The sequence below is a fragment of the Pseudomonas sp. 7-41 genome (assembly GCF_021233075.1).
Classification (GTDB): Bacteria; Pseudomonadota; Gammaproteobacteria; order Pseudomonadales; family Pseudomonadaceae; genus Aquipseudomonas; species Aquipseudomonas veronii.
Window position 1 is genome coordinate 4,057,418 of the sequence record NZ_CP089551.1, and the last position, 16,684, is coordinate 4,074,101.

The following is a 16,684-nucleotide window of genomic DNA, read 5'->3' on the forward strand; positions in this document are numbered from 1 at the left end:
GAGCCTCTTCTAACGACGGATTGCCAGACGCTGCTCCAGGTAACGCAGCAGCATGGCGATCAGGTAACAGGCGGCCACGTAGAGCGCGGTCGTAACCAGCCAGGTTTCAATCACCCGGTAGCTTTCGACGTTGATCTTGCGGGCGTAATAGGTCAGCTCCGGCACCGCGATCGCGGCGGCCAGCGAGGTGTCCTTGAACAGCGAAATGAAGTTGTTCGACAGCGCCGGCAGCACGTTGCGCAGCATCACCGGCACGGTGATATAGGCGCGGATCCGCCACTCGCCCAGGCCGATGGCCAACCCGGCTTCGCGCAAGCCCTTGGGAATATTCAGCAGCCCGGCGCGGAACACTTCGGTCAGGTAGGCACCGGCGTACAGCGACAGGGTGATGATGAACGACGGGATCTTGTCCAGGCGGATACCCAGGCTGGGCAAGGCGAAGTAGATCAACAGGATCAGCACCAGGATCGGCGTATTGCGCACCACCGTCACATACACCGAGGCCAACAGGCGCAGCGCGCGGTGCTTGGACAGCATGGCAAACGCCATCAGCAGGCCGATCACGCAACCGATGGCGATCGACAGCAGCGCCAGTTCGAGGCCCAGCCACAGCCCCGCCAGCAAGGTGTCGAAGTCGCGCCACACGGCGGCAAAGTTCAACTGATAGTTCATGGTCGACAGTACCTGATGGGGGCGCCGTTCGCGGCGCCCCGGTTTTCACGAATCACTTGAACTCGACGGGGAAACCAATCGCCGGCTCCGGCAGGTCGACGCCGAACCATTGCTTGAACGAGGCCTTGTAGGTGGGGAATTCCACACCGGTCATGGCTTCGTGCAGTGCGGTGTTGACGAAGTTCAGCCAGTCCTGGTCGCCACGCTTGACCGCGCACGCGTAGGTTTGCGGGCTCCAGGCATACGCCGGGCTGCGGTAGCGCCCAGGGTTCTGCACCATCAGGTACTTGACCGAAGACTGATCGGTGGCGGCGGCATCGGCGCGGCCGGAGTTCACCGCCTGGTACATCAGGTCGACGCTGTCGTACTGGTCGACCTTGGCCTTGGGCAGCGCCTGGTGGACCAGTTCTTCGGCGTAGACGTTTTGCAGCACGGCCACGGTGACGCCGTCGCCAGCAGCCTGCAGGTCCTCGATTTCCTTGTATTTGCTGTTGTTCGGCAGCAGCAGGCCGACGCCTTCGCGGTAGTACGGCAAGGTAAACGCCACCTGCTGCGCACGGCTGGCGGTGACGGTAATGAACTGGCAACTCATGTCGACTTTGTCGGTCAGCAGGTTGGGAATCCGCGCGTCGGAGGACTGCACCACAAACTCGACCTTGCTCGGGTCATTGAACAAGCCCTTGGCCACGATGCGGCCGATGTCGATATCAAACCCCTGCAACTTGCCATCCGCTCCCTGGAAGTGCCACGGCGCATTGGTACTGCCTGTACCCACGATCAGATGCCCACGCTTGAGCACATCATCGAGCTTGCTACCCGCCGCCTGCACAGTGCTTGCGAGGGAAGCCGATGCGGCGAAGAGAAAAACACACGCTTTGAACACGGAAGGTCGGTGATGCATGACAAGCACTCCAGGAATTGTGTATTCCGCTATACCGGAACTTAGTATGTAACAACGGAATAGACAGCAGAAAGTGTGCCATACGCACGAGTGGGAAAATAGGTTGGGAATAAACTCGTTTTAAATCAGCGATATAAACATTCATGCGGCACAAGGCGTATCGCCAGCAGGTGCAATCCCTCTGCTACCCAAGGCCCCACACTGTGGTGACAGGCTCACCTGGGTGCACCAGCCTGGCGTTACCGCGCACCGTGGCAGTGCGCGCACTTGAACGGGTTCTGACGGGCGTGCGAGCGACCTGTGAAGTTTGACAGTAGACGCAGGCGTTCTTCCCACCTAGCGTAAGCGCAGGTGCAACAGGGAGAAGCCCTCGTGAACTACGTCAACGCGGTGGTTGAGGACAAGGCTGCGTTTGAACGGGAACTGAATACCCCGCAGCCTGTGTTTATCGTGTTCATGTCACATGACTGCACCGCGTGCAGTGACGCGATGCCGCGCTTCATGCGAATCAGCGAGCGTTACAAGGACCAGGCCAAAGTCTTGATCCTTGACTGCGTCAACACGCCCAAGCATCCGCGTGTCGACCGCATTCCGATGCTGCTGATCTACCGCGACCAGGTACTGCTCGACGCCCTCCCCGGCCTTGCCGAAGACGCGCTGGAAAGCGCCTTCAAGCGGTACACCCAAGCCTATCCGGCCACGCCTGTGGCACCGCCCCCCGGAAAACCTGCATGAACCGTGGCGTCCGGCAACTCGCCGGCAATGGACTCAAGAATATCGGTCATGCTCAACACGCCGATGAACTCACCGCACTCGTTGATCACGAAGGCGATGTGGGTCGAGGCCTGGCGCATCTGTTCCAGGGCGTTGAGGATCGAGCAACTCGCCAGCAAGTTGATCGCCCGGCGCGCCAGTTGCTCAAGGTCCGGTTCGTTGCCGGCCAGGTAATCCTTGAGCAATTCCTTCTTATGCACAAAACCTAATGGCTCATCGACAGCACCGTTGCGGATCAACGGCAGGCGCGAGTAGGACGAACGCATCAGTTTCAGGCGGATAGTATCGCGATCGTCCGCCAAATCGATAAAGTCGACCTTGGCCCGTGGCGTCATCAAGCTGCGGATCGGCCGCGCGGCCAGTTGCAGCACGCCGCTGATCATTACGCGCTCACGTCGGTCGAACAGCGGGCCCTGAGTCACATCCGGCTCACCCAGCAGGTCAGCCACCTCTTCGCCCAGCTCTTCCTGCGCCAGACTGCGACCGCCGAGCAAGCGCATCACCGCATGGGCGGTGCGCTCACGCACGGGCAACACGCCTTGCGCCGACTTCTTGCGCCGGGCCCGGGCAATCTGGTTGAACACCTCGATCAGAATCGAGAAACCAATCGCCGCATACAGGTAGCCTTTCGGAATGTGGAAGCCCAGGCCTTCGGCGGTCAGGGCAAAACCGATCATCATCAAGAAGCCCAGGCACAGCATGATCACCGTCGGGTGCGCGTTGACGAAGCGGGTCAGCGGCTTGCTCGCGACGATCATCAGGCCGATGGAAATAATCACCGCGATCATCATCACCGCCAACTCATCGACCATGCCCACGGCGGTAATCACCGCGTCGAGGGAGAACACCGCGTCGAGCACCACGATCTGCGCGACGATCGGCCAGAACATCGCATAAGCCACATTGCCCGAGCGTTGCGCCACATGGCCTTCAAGGCGTTCATGCAATTCCATGGTGGCCTTGAACAACAGGAACACACCGCCGAACAGCATGATCAGGTCACGCCCGGAGAAGCTCTTGTCGAACACCTCGAACAACGGCTGGGTGAGGGTCACCAACCAGGAAATACTCGCCAGCAAGCCCAGGCGCATCAGCAAGGCCAGGGACAAGCCGATCAACCGCGCACGGTCGCGCTGCTCCGGCGGCAACTTGTCCGCCAGGATCGCGATAAACACCAGGTTGTCGATGCCCAGCACCAGTTCCAACACAATCAACGTCAACAGGCCAAGCCAGGCCGTAGGGTCCGCTAACCATTCCATTTATAGAGTCTCTTTATCGGTGTTCAGAATGCCGGGCACGGCAAAGCGCGGTCAGGGGACCGGGAAAGGGTTAACCATTGGAATACGGGGTGCTTCAGCGGGAACAGCAACAGCGGTTGTCTTGGAGAAAGACGACTGGGGGGCTCCGAAAGGGCGTTCATGCAAGTCCTGAAATAACAAAAGGACCTCAATCCTACATTCGAAATACAAATTCCCTACAACACAAAACCATTACAAAACCTGTCCCCCCCCCCCCCTAACACCCCATGTGGGAGGGGGCTTGCCCCCGATGACGGTGTATCAGCCAGCATATGAGTAACTGAAAAACCACTATCGGAAGCAAGTCAAATCGTCGCACCGCCCTCCCACACCTTGACCTGTGGCGTGTCAGGCTTTACGGGTCGCTTCATCCAGCGCCAATATGGTATGAGCATTAGTGACGGTGGTCGCAAGGGTGTTGATCACCCCCGACCGCAACGCCCCCAACGTGGCCGCCGCCTTGGTGTTCTCGCTGGCAATCGCCACCACATCCGGAATCCGGAACAACTCCTGCACCGTCAGCCCGATCACCCGCCCCTGGATGGCGTTGACCGCCGGCTGCCCGTGGATATCGATAAAGTCATACCCCATCATGTCGCCCACCGTGCCGGACAACCGCGCCTGGGCAATCTCCTGGGGCGAGAACCAGCCCATGCGTACCATGTTGCTGTTCTCGCTCATGTCGCCGATGCCGATCAGCGCAATGTCGGCACGCCGCGCCCGATCGAGGGTCGAGCGCACCGTGTCGTTATTGATCAGCACGCCGCGCAGTTCCGGGTTGGCCACCAGGGCCGGCGCGTACAGGCTTTCACTCTCGCCGCCAAAGCGCAGGGCCAGGCGCCGGCAGATATGGTCGGGGTTCATGTATTCGCCAGCCTTGAGCGAACCGCCGATGGCGCAGACAAATGTGCAATTGCGCGTCACCGGCAGGAACACGTTATCGGCCACCGCGCCAACGTTACGGCCCATGCCCACGGCGACGATCATGCCGTCGCTCAAAGTCTTGTTCAGGTAATTGGCCACCAGGCTGGCGACGGCCGAGCGCTGGGTGTCGGGGTCGCTGTGGTCGACGGCGATCAGGGCACGGTCGAGCTTGAAGCGCTCCACCAAGGCGCGTTCCAGCTCATTGTTCATCGCCGGGTGCTGCAACACACGCACTTCGACAATGCCTTCATCGCGCGCACGTTTGAGCAGGCGGCTGACTTTTGCCCGCGACAGGTCAAAGCGCTTGGCAATGGCTTCCTGAGTGACGTTTTCGAGGTAATAGAGCATCGCCACTTCGGTCATCTGATCGATATCGCTGGCAATGCGCTGGCTACTGTCACTCATGGGGACGGGCTTCCGTTTCGGCGTCAAAGGCACATTCTCCCGACTCTTGCCCCGCCACGTCCACTACTGATGCCCATCGCGCTCGATCGCATTGATGCGCGCGACCTTGGCCCCGGAACGCGCCGCCTCGAACTCCGAGGCCAGGAACGCAGTGACGATGCTCTTGGCCAGCTCGGCGCCGATCACCCGTGCGCCGATGGACAGGATCTGCGCATCGTTGCTCTTGCGCGCGCGCTCCGCCGAGTACGTGTCATGGGCCTGCGCCGCGCGAATCCCCAACACCTTGTTCGCCGAGATGGCCATGCCGATCCCGGTGCCGCATACCAGCACGCCCAGGCGCTGCTGCCCGGCATTGATGGCATTGGCCACGGCCAGCGCGATGTCCGGATAGAGCACCGGCGCGGTGGAATGGGTGCCGAAGTCGGTCACCGGGTAGCCCAGCGTCTCGATATGGCGCTTTAACAGCTCTTTGAGCTCAAAACCCGCTTCATCGCATCCGATAGCCACCGGGAAAGGTGTGTTCATGGCGTCTGGCTCCGCTGCCGAGGTCGTACTTATGACTGATCAGATGATCACTCAGTGAAATATCGTTCAGTCATTTCGCGGGCATCACCCCCTCTCTGTCAAGCATGATTTAACTGACCCGGCAGTCAAAGCGGTCTAGAAAGGCGTTATTGGCGAAAAACATCAGAATCCCAGCTTTTACATGAAAGAGATTGACTGATCAGAATTTCATTTGATACACATATGCTCACAGCGAAACATGACTGTGCGACCTAATAAGAATTCACAGCACGAGGACACGCCGATGGCCACGCCATTACTGCTCCAGGCTGAACACGTCGCCAAGGCTTACGCCGGTATCCCTGCCCTGCGTGACGGGCGCCTCTCTCTGCGTGCCGGCAGCGTCCACGCCCTGTGCGGCGGTAATGGCGCGGGCAAGTCGACGTTCCTGAGCATCCTGATGGGCATCACCCCGCGCGACGCCGGCACCATCCTGCTCAACGGCACAGCGGTGCAGTTCAACCGCCCGAGTGAAGCCCTGGCATCGGGGATCGCAATGATCACTCAAGAGCTGGAACCCATCCCCTACATGACCGTCGCCGAAAATATCTGGCTGGGCCGAGAACCACGCCGCGCCGGCTGCATCGTCGACAACAAGGCCCTGAACCGGCGCACCCGCGAGCTGCTCGAAAGCCTGGAGTTCGACGTCGACGCCAGCAGCCCGATGCACCGCCTCAGCGTGGCGCAGATCCAACTGGTGGAAATCGCCAAGGCGTTCAGCCATGACTGCCAGGTGATGATCATGGACGAACCCACCTCAGCCATCGGCGAGCACGAAGCGCAGACCCTGTTCAAGGCGATCCGCCGCCTCACCGCCCGTGGCGCCGGCATCGTGTATGTATCGCACCGCTTGAGCGAACTGGCGCAGATCGCCGATGACTACAGCATCTTCCGCGACGGCGCCTTCGTGGAAAGCGGGCGCATGGCAGATATCGACCGCGACCATTTGGTGCGCGGCATCGTCGGCCAGGAACTGACGCGCATCGACCACAAGGTCGGCCGCGAATGCGCCGCCGCCACCTGCCTGCAGGTCGACAATCTGAGCCGTAAAGGCGAGTTCCACGACATCAGCCTGCAACTGCGCCAGGGTGAGATCCTTGGCATCTATGGCCTGATGGGTTCGGGGCGCAGCGAGTTCCTCAATTGCATCTACGGGCTGACGGTGGCCGATTCCGGCAACGTCACCCTGCAAGGCAAGCCCATGCCGATCGGGCAGCCCAAGGCAACCATCGACGCCGGCATGTCGCTGGTCACCGAAGACCGCAAAGACAGCGGCCTGGTGCTGACCGGCAGCATTCTGTCGAACATCGCCCTGTCGGCCTACAAACGCCTGTCGAGTTGGTCGCTGATCAACGCGCGCAAGGAAACCCGCTTGGCCCAGGACATGGTCAAGCGCCTGCAGATCAAGACCGCCTCCCTGGAACTGCCGGTGGCCTCCATGAGCGGCGGCAACCAGCAGAAAGTCGTGCTCGCCAAATGCCTGTCGACCGAACCGGTGTGCCTGCTGTGCGACGAGCCCACTCGCGGCATCGACGAAGGCGCCAAGCAGGAGATCTACCACCTGCTCGACCAGTTCGTGCGTGCCGGCGGCGCCGCCATCGTGGTGTCGTCGGAAGCCCCGGAACTGCTGCACTTGAGCGATCGCATCGCCGTATTCAAAGGCGGCCGGCTGGTGACCATCAGCACCGACACCGCCCTTTCCCAGGAAGCCTTGTTGAGTCTTGCCTCATGAATGCCAAAACCCTGTCCACCCCAGCCACCTCCATCACCGCCGCGCCGCGCAACCGCCTGCGCCTGTCCCTCGACCGCTTCGGCCTGCCGCTGGTGTTTATCCTGCTGTGCGTGGTGATGGCGTTTTCCAGCGAATACTTCATGACCTGGCGCAACTGGATGGACATCCTGCGCCAGACCTCCATCAACGGCATCCTCGCCGTGGGCATGACCTACGTGATCCTGACCAAGGGCATCGACCTGTCCGTGGGTTCGATCCTCGCGTTTGCCGGGCTGTGCAGCGCGATGGTCGCGACCCAGGGTTACGGCCTGCTGGCGGCGGTGAGCGCCGGGATGTTCGCCGGGGCGATGCTCGGCGTGGTGAATGGCTTCATGGTCGCCAACCTGTCGATCCCGCCGTTCGTGGCCACCCTCGGCATGCTCAGCATTGCGCGCGGCATGACCTTCATCCTCAACGACGGCAGCCCGATCACCGACCTGCCGGATGCCTACCTGGCGCTGGGCATCGGCAAGATCGGCCCGATCGGCATCCCCATCATCATCTTTGCCGTGGTCGCGCTGATCTTCTGGATGGTGCTGCGCTACACCACTTACGGCCGCTATGTGTACGCGGTGGGCGGCAATGAAAAGAGCGCGCGCACCTCCGGCATCGGCGTGCGCAAGGTGATGTTTTCGGTGTACGTGGTCTCGGGCCTGCTCGCCGGGCTGGCCGGCGTGGTGTTGTCGGCGCGCACCACTTCCGCCCTGCCCCAGGCTGGGGTGTCCTATGAGCTGGACGCGATTGCCGCCGTGGTGATCGGCGGCACCAGCTTGTCGGGCGGCACCGGCAGCATTGTCGGCACGCTGTTCGGCGCGCTGTTGATCGGCGTGATCAACAACGGGCTGAACCTGCTCGGCGTGTCGTCCTATTACCAGCAGGTCGCCAAGGGCCTGATCATCGTGTTCGCAGTACTGATCGACGTGTGGCGCAAGAAAAAACGCTAGAGAACGACCCAACTACAACAATAACGGAGTTCCCCTCATGAAACTTGGTACCACCTTGGCCGCCGTGGCGGCCCTCTCCCTGCTCGCCAGCAGTATCGCCGTGGCCGCCGACGGCAAGACCTACAAGGTCGGCGCAGCCGTCTACGGCCTCAAGGGCCAGTTCATGCAGAACTGGGTCCGCGAGCTCAAGGAACACCCGGCGGTCAAGGACGGCACCGTGCAATTGACCGTGTTCGACGGCAATTACGACGCCCTGACGCAGAACAACCAGATCGAAAACATGGTGACCCAGCACTACGACGCGATCCTGTTCGTGCCCATCGACACCAAGGCCGGCGTCGGCAGCGTGAAGCAGGCCATGAGCAACGACGTGGTGGTGATCGCCTCCAACACCAAAGTGGCCGACGCCGCCGTGCCGTATGTGGGCAACGACGACGTCGAAGGCGGCCGCCTGCAGGCCCAGGCCATGGTCGACAAGCTCAACGGCAAGGGTAATGTGGTGATCATCCAGGGCCCGATTGGCCAGTCGGCGCAGATCGACCGGGAAAAAGGCGAGCTGGAAGTGCTGGGCAAACACCCCGGCATCAAGATCATCGAGAAAAAAACCGCCAACTGGGACCGCGCCCAGGCCCTGGCGCTGACTGAAGACTGGCTCAACGCCCACCCCAAAGGCATCAACGGCGTGATCGCGCAGAACGACGACATGGCCCTGGGCGCTGTGCAGGCCCTGAAGTCCCACGGACTGACCTCCAAGGACGTGCCCGTCACCTCGATCGACGGCATGCCGGATGCGATCCAGGCGGCGAAGAAAGACGAAGTCACCACCTTCCTCCAGGACGCCCAGGCCCAGTCCCAAGGCGCATTGGACGTGGCATTACGCGCCCTCGCCGGCAAGGACTACAAACCGCAATCGGTGATCTGGGAACGTTATGCCAAGGACGTGAAATGGGCCGACGGCACCGCCAAGACCTACATCCTGCCGTGGGTGCCGGTGACCAACGCCAATGCCGACGCGCTGTACCAACAAGTCAGCGGCGGCAAGTAACTACTGGCTTAAAACACACTCAAGTGTGGGAGCAAATGTGGGAGGGGGCTTGCCCCCGATAGCGGTGCACCAGTGATAGATCAGGTGACTGACACACCGCCATCGGGGGCAAGCCCCCTCCCACATTGAATCTCCAGTGCTATTAAAAGAGGAGTCATTCATGTCTGGATTCTGGAACCAAGCCTTCGACCTCACCGGCCGTTGCGCGGTGATCACCGGCGGTGCCGCCGGCATCGGCCTGGCCTGCGCCAGCCTGCTGGTCGAACGCGGCGCGCGGGTGGCGCTGCTGGACCGCGACCCGGCGGTGGTGGCCGTGGCCGCCAGCCTCGGCGCCGAGCATCTGGGCATTGCCGTCGACCTCAGCCAGATCGACCAGGTGCAACACAGCGTCGACCGGGTTTTCGCCCACTTCCAACGCCTCGATTACCTGATCAACAGCGCCGGCGTGGCCTTGCTGGACAAGGCCATCGACGTCAGCGAAAGCGCCTGGGACACCACCCTCGACATCAACCTCAAGGCCAGCTTCTTCGTCGCCCAGGCCTGCGCCCGGCACATGCTCGCCCAGGGCGGCGGGCGCATCGTCAACCTGGCCTCCCAGGCCGCGGTGATCGGCCTGGACCGGCATGTCGCGTATTGCGCGAGCAAAGCGGCCATCGTCGGCATGACCAAGGTATTGGCCATGGAATGGGCGCCACAGATCAACGTCAACGCCATCTCCCCCACCATCGTCGAGACCGCGCTGGGCAAGCAGGCCTGGGCCGGCGAAGTCGGCGAACGGGCCAAATTGCAGATCCCGGCGGGCCGCTTTGCCCAGCCGGAAGAAATCGCCGGGCTGGCGTTGTACCTGCTCAGCGACGCGGCACAAATGATCACCGGCGCCAACATGGTGATCGACGGCGGCTACAGCATTCAATAATTCATCTATTTGTCGTGAGGTTTTGTCATGTCCACCGTTACCGAACGCACGCCCGAGCAACTCACCCCGATCATCCCGAAAACCATGCAGGCCGTGGTCTGCCATGGCCCGGAAGACTATCGCCTGGAAACCGTCGACGTGCCCACCCCCGGCCCCGATGAAATCCTCACCAAGGTCGAGCTGTGCGGCATTTGCATGGGCGACATCAAGACCTATCGCGGCGCCCCGTCGTTCTGGGGCGACGCCGAGCAACCGCGCTACGTCAAGCCGCCGATGATCCCCGGCCACGAATTCGTCTGCCGCGTGGTAGCCCTCGGCCCCGGCGCGGAAAAGCGCGGGGTGAAGGTCGGCGACCGGGTGATCTCGGAACAGATCGTGCCGTGCTGGGGTTGCCGTTTCTGCAACCACGGCCAGTACTGGATGTGCCAGAAACACGACCTGTATGGCTTCCAGAACAATGTGCAGGGCGCCATGGCGCAGTACATGATCTTCACCAAGGAAGGCATCATCCATAAGGTGCCGGACTCGATTGCGCCGGACGAGGCGATCCTGATCGAACCGCTGGCCTGCTCGCTGCACGCGGCGGAGCGCGCCAATGTGGATTTCGACGACGTGGTGGTGGTCGCCGGCGCCGGTACGCTGGGCCTGGGGATCATCGGCGCGGTACGCATGCGCAATCCGAAAAAGCTGATCGTGCTCGACATGAAACCCGAACGCGCCGCCCTCGCCCTGCGCATGGGCGCCGACGAAGTGTGGAACCCGGCCGAGGTGGACGTGCTGGCGAAGATCCGCGCAATCACCGACGGCTACGGCTGCGACATCTATATCGAAGCCACCGGTCATCACAAGGCCGTCAACCAGGGCCTGGCGATGCTGCGCAAACTCGGGCGTTTCGTTGAGTTCAGCGTGTTCAACGACGAGGCCACGGTGGATTGGTCGATCATCGGCGACCGCAAGGAACTGGACATCCTCGGCTCGCACCTGGGGCCGTACATGTACCCGCGCGCCATCGACTTTATCGGCAACCGCAAGATCGACATGCGTGACGTGGTGACCCACAAGTTCGCCCTGGCGGACTTCAAGGAAGCGTTTGCGGTGATGGAACGAGGCGACAAATCACTCAAGGTCGTCCTCGAACCCTAAGCACACCACACTAAACAGCTGTGACCCCTTAAAACAAGAACACAGGAACCCGCGTTATGAATCGAGTCATCAACGATCCGGACCACGTGGTCGAGGACATGCTGCGCGGCATCCTGGTCGCGCATCCGCAATTGCGCCAGTACGAAACCAATCCACGGGTCATCGTCAAAGCCAAACCGTCGGGCCAAGGCCGCGTCGGCATCGTCACCGGCGGCGGCTCGGGCCATGAGCCGGCTTTCCTCGGCTACGTCGGCCCCGGCCTGGTCGACGCCGTGGCCGTCGGCGAGATTTTTTCCTCGCCCACCGCCAAGAGCTTCTTCGATGCGTTCCGCGCCGCCGACCACGGCGCTGGCGTGGCCTGCCTGTACGGCAACTATGCCGGCGACAACATGAACGTGAAGCTGGCGATGAAAATGGCCGCCAGCAAAGACATGCGTATCCGCACCGTGGTCGCCAACGACGACGTGGCGTCCGCGCCCAAGGCCGAGATCGCCAAGCGGCGCGGCGTGGCCGGGGAAATCTTCATGTGGAAGATCGGCGGTGCCGCCGCTGCCCAGCACTACGACCTGGACGGTGTGATCCGCGTCGCCCAGAAAGCCGTCGACCACTGCCGCTCGATCGGCATCGGCCTCACCCCCTGCACCATTGCCGCCGTGGGCAAGCCGAACTTCGAGATTGCGGACGGCCAGATGGAACTGGGCATCGGCCATCACGGCGAACCGGGCATCGAAGTCATCCCGATCGAACCCGCCGCCGCCATGGCCGAGCGCATGCTCGCGCCGATCCTCGCCGACCGCGACTTCAGCCAGGACGACAGCGTGGTGGTGCTGGTCTCCGGCCTCGGCGCCACGCCGGTGATGGAGCTGTATATTTTCTACGCCGAGGTGGAACGCCAACTCACCGCCAAGGGTTTGAAAATCCACCGTTGCTACGTGGGCAACTACTTCACGTCCCTGGAAATGATGGGCGTGACCCTGACCCTGCTCGGCCTCGACACCGAGCTGAAAACCCTGATCGACCAACCCTGCCGTTCCATCGGCATGACCCAGGCGGAGTGAACCATGAGCGAGCATTTTTCCACCCGCGACGGCAGCGCCATCGTCGCCGACCTGGTCAGCGTGATCGTGGCCAACCGTGAGTACCTCAGCGAAATCGACGGCGCGATTGGCGACGGCGACCACGGCATCAACATGGCCAAGGGCTTCGCCCATTGCGGGCGCGCGATCGAAGGCCGCCAACTGAGCCTGGCCGAAGCCCTGGACGAACTGACCCTGAGCCTGATGGAAGGCATCGGCGGCTCCATGGGGCCGTTGTACGGCAGCCTGTTTATCGGCATGGCCGATGAAGTGCGCGGCTGCGAAGACATCGACGCGGCCACCTTCGCCCACCTGCTGCGCGGCGGCCTGACCTCGTTGCAGGACATCACCGAGGCCGGCGTGGGTGACAAGTGCCTGATGGACACCTTGATCCCGGCGGTCGAAGCGTTCGAGCGGGCCCATGCGCAGGGGGCGTCCTTCGGCGATGCGCTCGACGCGATGAAAACCGCCGCCTCACAGGGGCGCGACTCGACCAAGGACCTGGTGGCCAAGATCGGCCGCGCCAGCCGCCTGGGCGAACGCTCACTGGGCGTGCTGGATGCCGGCGCGGTGTCGTGCTGCCTGATCCTCACCCGCCTGGCCGATTCCGTGCAGCCGCGGCTGGTGTAACGCCTCAGGCTGGCGCTTGCTTGACCTGCTGGATATACCGCGCCACCGCCGGCGCTTGCTCGAAGCGCCGGTGAATCAACGACAGCCACGACGCCGCCTCACTGCCCTGGATACTGCGATAGACCACGCCCGGCAGACTCACATGCCCGACCACCGACGCCGGCACCACGGCCACGCCCTGCCCCAACGACACCAATGCCACCACCGCGACCAACCCGCCCGGCTGCGGCCCCAGGCGCGGCGCATAACCGCCTTGGGCGGCGACGTGCAACGTGCCGCTGATCTGCTCCGGCAGGATAAACGTCTCGTTTTGCAGATGCTCGCAACCGATGCCCTTCAAGCCCAGTAACCAGGAATCCTGGGGCAGCGCCAGCACGAAACCTTCGCGGTGCAGGCGTACCGCCTCCACGCCGTCGGGCAACGTCATCGGCGAACGGATGTAGCCTATGTCGTAGCGCCCATCCGCCACCGCGCCGGGCAAGGTCGCCATCGCACATTCGCGCACGTTCACGCTGACGTCGGGAAACGCCTGGCTGAACCCGTGCATTTGTCGCTGCAACAACCCGGAATACACCGCCGAAGCCACGTAGCCCAATTCGATGTGGCCGGTCTCGCCACGCCCGGCACGCTGGGCACTGCGCTGGGCAAATTCGAATTGACGCACGGTGGCTTCGGCCTCGACCAACAGCGCGGCGCCGGCTTCGGTCAGGCTGACTTCGCGCTGCTGACGGATAAACAAGCGCGTGCCCAGGCTGGTTTCCATGTCCTGGATCTGCCGGCTCAAGGTCGGCGGGGCGATGCCCAACTGCTCGGCGGCGCGAGTGAAGTTGCGCTGTCGGGCCACGGCCAGGAAGTAGCGAAAATGGCGGATGTCCATACGAGGATTAGCTCAAAGGTAATGAAGTGCTTCGCCGTGGCTAACAAAGGCAGCAGCGTGCGGGGATAAGCTCAAGGTACTTCAACAGTAGAGAGCCCTTGCGATGTCCGTCAACTGTCTTTTCCATATTGCCTGTAGGGTAATTACAGCATGAGCCGGGTCAGTCCACGCCTGACACTGCTGACCGCTTCCGGCGTCTGCTCGCTGATTGTGCTCGACACCAATATCGTCGCCGTCACCCTGCCGAGTATCGCCCGCGACCTGGGGGCCAACTTCGCGGATATCGAGTGGGTGGTCAGCGCCTATATGCTCGCCTTCGCCGCGCTGTTGTTGCCCGCCGGCAGCGTCGCCGACCGCTTCGGCCGCAAGAGGAGCCTGATCTGGGGCCTGGGTATTTTCATCCTCGCCTCCCTCGGCTGCGGCGCCGCGCCCAGCGCGCTGTGGCTGGATATCGCGCGCGCCGTCAAAGGCGTCGGCGCCGCGCTGCTGCTCACCTCGGCGCTCGCCTCCATTGGCCACACCTTCCACGACGAAGTGGAGCGGGCCAAGGCCTGGGCGTTCTGGGGCGCGTGCATGGGCGTGGCAATGACCGCCGCACCGACCCTCGGCGGCTTGATCACCGAGTACCTGGGCTGGCGCTGGATTTTCTACCTCAACCTGCCGGTGGGCCTGGGGTTGATGGCGCTGGTGCTGCACGCCATCCCCGAGTCCCGCGATACCCTGGCTGCGCGGCTCGACCCGTGGGGCAGCCTGGCATTCAGCGCCAGCCTGCTGTGTTTGATCTGGGGGTTGATCGAGGCCAACCGCATCGGCTGGGACAACCCGCTGACCTACGCGCGCCTGCTCGGTGGCGGGTTGCTCCTGGGCGTGTTCGTGCTGGTCGAGCGGCTGCAGCAGCGGCCGATAGTCGACCTGCAACTGTTCCGTCACCCGCGCTTTATCGGCGCCCTGCTGGGCATGTTCGCCTACGCCGGCTGCGCCCAGGTGATGATGACGTTGCTGCCGTTTTACCTGCAGAACGGCCTGGGCTTTTCGGCGATTGCCTCGGGCCTGGGCATGCTGCCGTTCGCGCTGACAATGCTGATTGGCCCACGGATCGGCGCACGCCTGGCGCAACGCTTGGCGCCGGCGACCATGATGGCCAGCGGTTTGACCCTCGTCGGCTGCGGCAACCTGTTGAGCGCCTGGGCGCTGAATGTCGGCGGCTACCTGCCCTTCGCCCTGGCGATTGCAGTCACCGGGGCCGGTGCCGGTTTGCTCAACGGCGATACGCAGAAAAACATCATGGCCTGCGTGCCACGGGAGCGTGCGGGGATGGCCTCGGGCATGAGCACCACCATGCGCTTCAGCGCGATCATGTTGGCCATCGGCGTATATGGGGCACTGCTGAGCAGCCACAGCGAACAGTTGTTGCGCGCAAGTATCGACCCGCAATGGCAGGCGCAGGTGGCGGGAATCGCTTCGCGGGTGGTGGCGGGTGATATGCCGGCGGCGCTGAACCTGGTGCCCGAGGCGGCGCGGGTGAGGCTGCAACCGCTGGCGCGGCAGGCGTTTGTGGACGGGTTCAGCGGGGTGTTGTGGGTGGCAGGGTTATTGGGATTGCTCGGAGCGCTGGTGGTGGGGAGGCTGATGCGCAAGCCGATACCCACACCGAACTAAATGTGGGAGGGGCAAGCGCCCTCCCACAGGTATTACCTATACCCCAAAGAGGCTTACCAGAACCGCTGCTGGGTCAACCGGCTCCACCAGGTCAGCAGCACGCGGTCCACCGAACCGCTGGCCGCCAGGCCCACGCGCTCTTGCAGGCTCTTGCGCTCAGAGTAATGCAGGTGGAATACCTCGGCGGTCTTGGCCTTGGTGGCCAGGTATTCGTCGCTGGTTTGCAGCTCGTCGACCAGTTGCTTGTCGAGGGCTGCAACACCCAGCCACACTTCCCCGGTCGCCACTTCGTCGATCGCCAGCTGCGGGCGATAGCGCGACACGAAGTTCTTGAACAACTGGTGAGTGATGTCCAGGTCTTCCTGGAACTTCTCCCGGCCCTTCTCGGTGTTTTCGCCAAACACGGTGAGGGTGCGTTTGTATTCGCCGGCAGTCAGCACTTCAAAGTCGATATCGTGCTTTTTCAACAGGCGGTTGACGTTGGGCAACTGCGCCACCACCCCGATGGAACCGAGGATCGCGAACGGTGCGCTGATGATCTTCTCGCCAATGCACGCCATCATGTAGCCGCCGCTGGCCGCGACCTTGTCGATGCACACGGTCAACGGCACGCCCGCCTGGCGAATCCGCGCCAGTTGCGACGACGCCAACCCGTAGCTGTGAACCATGCCGCCGCCGCTTTCCAGGCGCAGCACCACTTCGTCCTTGGGCGTGGCCAGGCTCAGCAAGCCAGTGATTTCATGACGCAGGCTCTCGGTGGCCGAGGCCTTGATGTCGCCGTCGAAGTCGAGCACGAACACCCGTGGCTTGGCCTCGGGTTTCTTTTTGCTGTTCTTCTTTTCGGCTTTGCTTTCAGACTTGCGCAGGGCCTTGAGCTGATCCTTGTCGAGCACGGTCGATTCAAGGCGCTCGCGCAGGCCTTTGTAGAAATCATTCAGCTTGCTGACCTGCAACTGGCCAGCCGATTTGCGACGACCTTTGCTGCGCAGTGCCGCGAAGCTGATCAGTACCACCAGAATCGCGACCACCAGGGTGACGGTCTTCGCCAGAAAGCTCGCGTATTCAGCCAAAAAATCCATGTGTCT

At 62.6% G+C, this 16,684-nt stretch carries 15 protein-coding genes and 1 pseudogene; 9 read left to right on the forward strand and 7 right to left on the reverse strand.

Annotation, left to right across the window (positions count from 1 at the left end; all coding sequences use genetic code 11):
* Positions 1–9 precede the first annotated feature (9 nt).
* On the reverse strand, positions 10–672 hold the full coding sequence (locus LQ249_RS18055; RefSeq protein WP_046383111.1) for an amino acid ABC transporter permease: 663 nt from the start codon (positions 670–672) through the stop codon (positions 10–12).
* Positions 673–724: 52 nt separating this feature from the next.
* Positions 725–1,573 (reverse strand): transporter substrate-binding domain-containing protein, encoded by an 849-nt coding sequence (locus LQ249_RS18060; protein ID WP_017846653.1) that lies wholly within the window; start codon positions 1,571–1,573, stop codon positions 725–727.
* Between the two features lie 372 nt (positions 1,574–1,945).
* On the opposite strand from LQ249_RS18060, the gene LQ249_RS18065 reads away from it, so the two are divergent.
* Positions 1,946–2,308, forward strand: a complete 363-nt coding sequence (locus tag LQ249_RS18065; RefSeq protein ID WP_057005440.1) for a thioredoxin family protein — start codon at positions 1,946–1,948, stop codon at positions 2,306–2,308.
* A gap of 2 nt (positions 2,309–2,310) precedes the next feature.
* Here the strand turns inward: LQ249_RS18065 and LQ249_RS18070 are convergent.
* The 3 genes and pseudogenes from LQ249_RS18070 to rpiB all read right to left on the reverse strand — a co-directional run.
* Positions 2,311–3,606 (reverse strand): annotated as a pseudogene (locus LQ249_RS18070) (TerC family protein); the annotation flags it as partial.
* Positions 3,607–3,993: 387 nt separating this feature from the next.
* A complete protein-coding gene (locus LQ249_RS18075; RefSeq protein ID WP_017846656.1) occupies positions 3,994–4,974 on the reverse strand; it encodes a sugar-binding transcriptional regulator in 981 nt (326 codons plus the stop codon).
* Positions 4,975–5,037: 63 nt separating this feature from the next.
* Positions 5,038–5,499: a ribose 5-phosphate isomerase B gene (rpiB, locus tag LQ249_RS18080; RefSeq protein WP_017846657.1), complete on the reverse strand. Its 462-nt coding sequence runs from the start codon at positions 5,497–5,499 to the stop codon at positions 5,038–5,040.
* A gap of 283 nt (positions 5,500–5,782) precedes the next feature.
* Between rpiB and LQ249_RS18085 the strand changes: the two genes are divergently transcribed.
* From LQ249_RS18085 to dhaL, 7 genes are all read left to right on the forward strand, one after another.
* Positions 5,783–7,270 carry a sugar ABC transporter ATP-binding protein gene (locus tag LQ249_RS18085; RefSeq protein ID WP_046383108.1) on the forward strand — a complete coding sequence of 496 codons (1,488 nt, stop codon included), beginning with the start codon at positions 5,783–5,785 and terminating at the stop codon, positions 7,268–7,270.
* On the forward strand, positions 7,267–8,253 hold the full coding sequence (locus tag LQ249_RS18090; RefSeq protein ID WP_017846659.1) for an ABC transporter permease: 987 nt from the start codon (positions 7,267–7,269) through the stop codon (positions 8,251–8,253). The genes LQ249_RS18085 and LQ249_RS18090 overlap by 4 nt, the downstream gene beginning before the upstream one ends.
* Before the next feature lie 37 nt (positions 8,254–8,290).
* Positions 8,291–9,298, forward strand: a complete 1,008-nt coding sequence (locus tag LQ249_RS18095; protein ID WP_017846660.1) for a substrate-binding domain-containing protein — start codon at positions 8,291–8,293, stop codon at positions 9,296–9,298.
* Positions 9,299–9,458: 160 nt separating this feature from the next.
* Positions 9,459–10,214, forward strand: a complete 756-nt coding sequence (locus LQ249_RS18100; RefSeq protein ID WP_057005443.1) for an SDR family oxidoreductase — start codon at positions 9,459–9,461, stop codon at positions 10,212–10,214.
* A gap of 27 nt (positions 10,215–10,241) precedes the next feature.
* Positions 10,242–11,357 carry an MDR/zinc-dependent alcohol dehydrogenase-like family protein gene (locus tag LQ249_RS18105; RefSeq protein ID WP_046383106.1) on the forward strand — a complete coding sequence of 372 codons (1,116 nt, stop codon included), beginning with the start codon at positions 10,242–10,244 and terminating at the stop codon, positions 11,355–11,357.
* 56 nt (positions 11,358–11,413) lie between these two features.
* Positions 11,414–12,415 carry a dihydroxyacetone kinase subunit DhaK gene (locus tag LQ249_RS18110; RefSeq protein ID WP_046383105.1) on the forward strand — a complete coding sequence of 334 codons (1,002 nt, stop codon included), beginning with the start codon at positions 11,414–11,416 and terminating at the stop codon, positions 12,413–12,415.
* Between the two features lie 3 nt (positions 12,416–12,418).
* Entirely contained in the window at positions 12,419–13,063 is a 645-nt protein-coding gene (dhaL, locus tag LQ249_RS18115) for a dihydroxyacetone kinase subunit DhaL (protein WP_017846664.1), read from the forward strand.
* 4 nt (positions 13,064–13,067) lie between these two features.
* On the opposite strand, the gene LQ249_RS18120 is transcribed toward dhaL, so the two are convergent.
* The gene (locus LQ249_RS18120; protein ID WP_046383104.1) at positions 13,068–13,940 is read right to left on the reverse strand and encodes a LysR family transcriptional regulator; all 873 of its coding nucleotides are present in this window, start codon (positions 13,938–13,940) and stop codon (positions 13,068–13,070) included.
* Between the two features lie 150 nt (positions 13,941–14,090).
* On the opposite strand from LQ249_RS18120, the gene LQ249_RS18125 reads away from it, so the two are divergent.
* A complete protein-coding gene (locus LQ249_RS18125; protein ID WP_232565736.1) occupies positions 14,091–15,599 on the forward strand; it encodes an MFS transporter in 1,509 nt (502 codons plus the stop codon).
* 53 nt (positions 15,600–15,652) lie between these two features.
* Here the strand turns inward: LQ249_RS18125 and sohB are convergent, their stop codons facing one another.
* Positions 15,653–16,678, reverse strand: a complete 1,026-nt coding sequence (gene sohB / locus LQ249_RS18130) for a protease SohB (RefSeq protein ID WP_046383102.1) — start codon at positions 16,676–16,678, stop codon at positions 15,653–15,655.
* Positions 16,679–16,684: the final 6 nt, after the last annotated feature.

Coding starts and splice junctions, on each gene's coding strand:
- LQ249_RS18055 (WP_046383111.1), bottom strand. CDS start 672: ATGAACTATCAGTTGAACTTTGCCGCCGTGTGGCGCGACTTCGACACC.
- LQ249_RS18060 (WP_017846653.1), bottom strand. CDS start 1,573: ATGCATCACCGACCTTCCGTGTTCAAAGCGTGTGTTTTTCTCTTCGCC.
- LQ249_RS18075 (WP_017846656.1), bottom strand. CDS start 4,974: ATGAGTGACAGTAGCCAGCGCATTGCCAGCGATATCGATCAGATGACC.
- rpiB (WP_017846657.1), bottom strand. CDS start 5,499: ATGAACACACCTTTCCCGGTGGCTATCGGATGCGATGAAGCGGGTTTT.
- LQ249_RS18085 (WP_046383108.1), top strand. CDS start 5,783: ATGGCCACGCCATTACTGCTCCAGGCTGAACACGTCGCCAAGGCTTAC.
- LQ249_RS18090 (WP_017846659.1), top strand. CDS start 7,267: ATGAATGCCAAAACCCTGTCCACCCCAGCCACCTCCATCACCGCCGCG.
- LQ249_RS18095 (WP_017846660.1), top strand. CDS start 8,291: ATGAAACTTGGTACCACCTTGGCCGCCGTGGCGGCCCTCTCCCTGCTC.
- LQ249_RS18100 (WP_057005443.1), top strand. CDS start 9,459: ATGTCTGGATTCTGGAACCAAGCCTTCGACCTCACCGGCCGTTGCGCG.
- LQ249_RS18105 (WP_046383106.1), top strand. CDS start 10,242: ATGTCCACCGTTACCGAACGCACGCCCGAGCAACTCACCCCGATCATC.
- LQ249_RS18110 (WP_046383105.1), top strand. CDS start 11,414: ATGAATCGAGTCATCAACGATCCGGACCACGTGGTCGAGGACATGCTG.
- dhaL (WP_017846664.1), top strand. CDS start 12,419: ATGAGCGAGCATTTTTCCACCCGCGACGGCAGCGCCATCGTCGCCGAC.
- LQ249_RS18120 (WP_046383104.1), bottom strand. CDS start 13,940: ATGGACATCCGCCATTTTCGCTACTTCCTGGCCGTGGCCCGACAGCGC.
- LQ249_RS18125 (WP_232565736.1), top strand. CDS start 14,091: ATGAGCCGGGTCAGTCCACGCCTGACACTGCTGACCGCTTCCGGCGTC.
- sohB (WP_046383102.1), bottom strand. CDS start 16,678: ATGGATTTTTTGGCTGAATACGCGAGCTTTCTGGCGAAGACCGTCACC.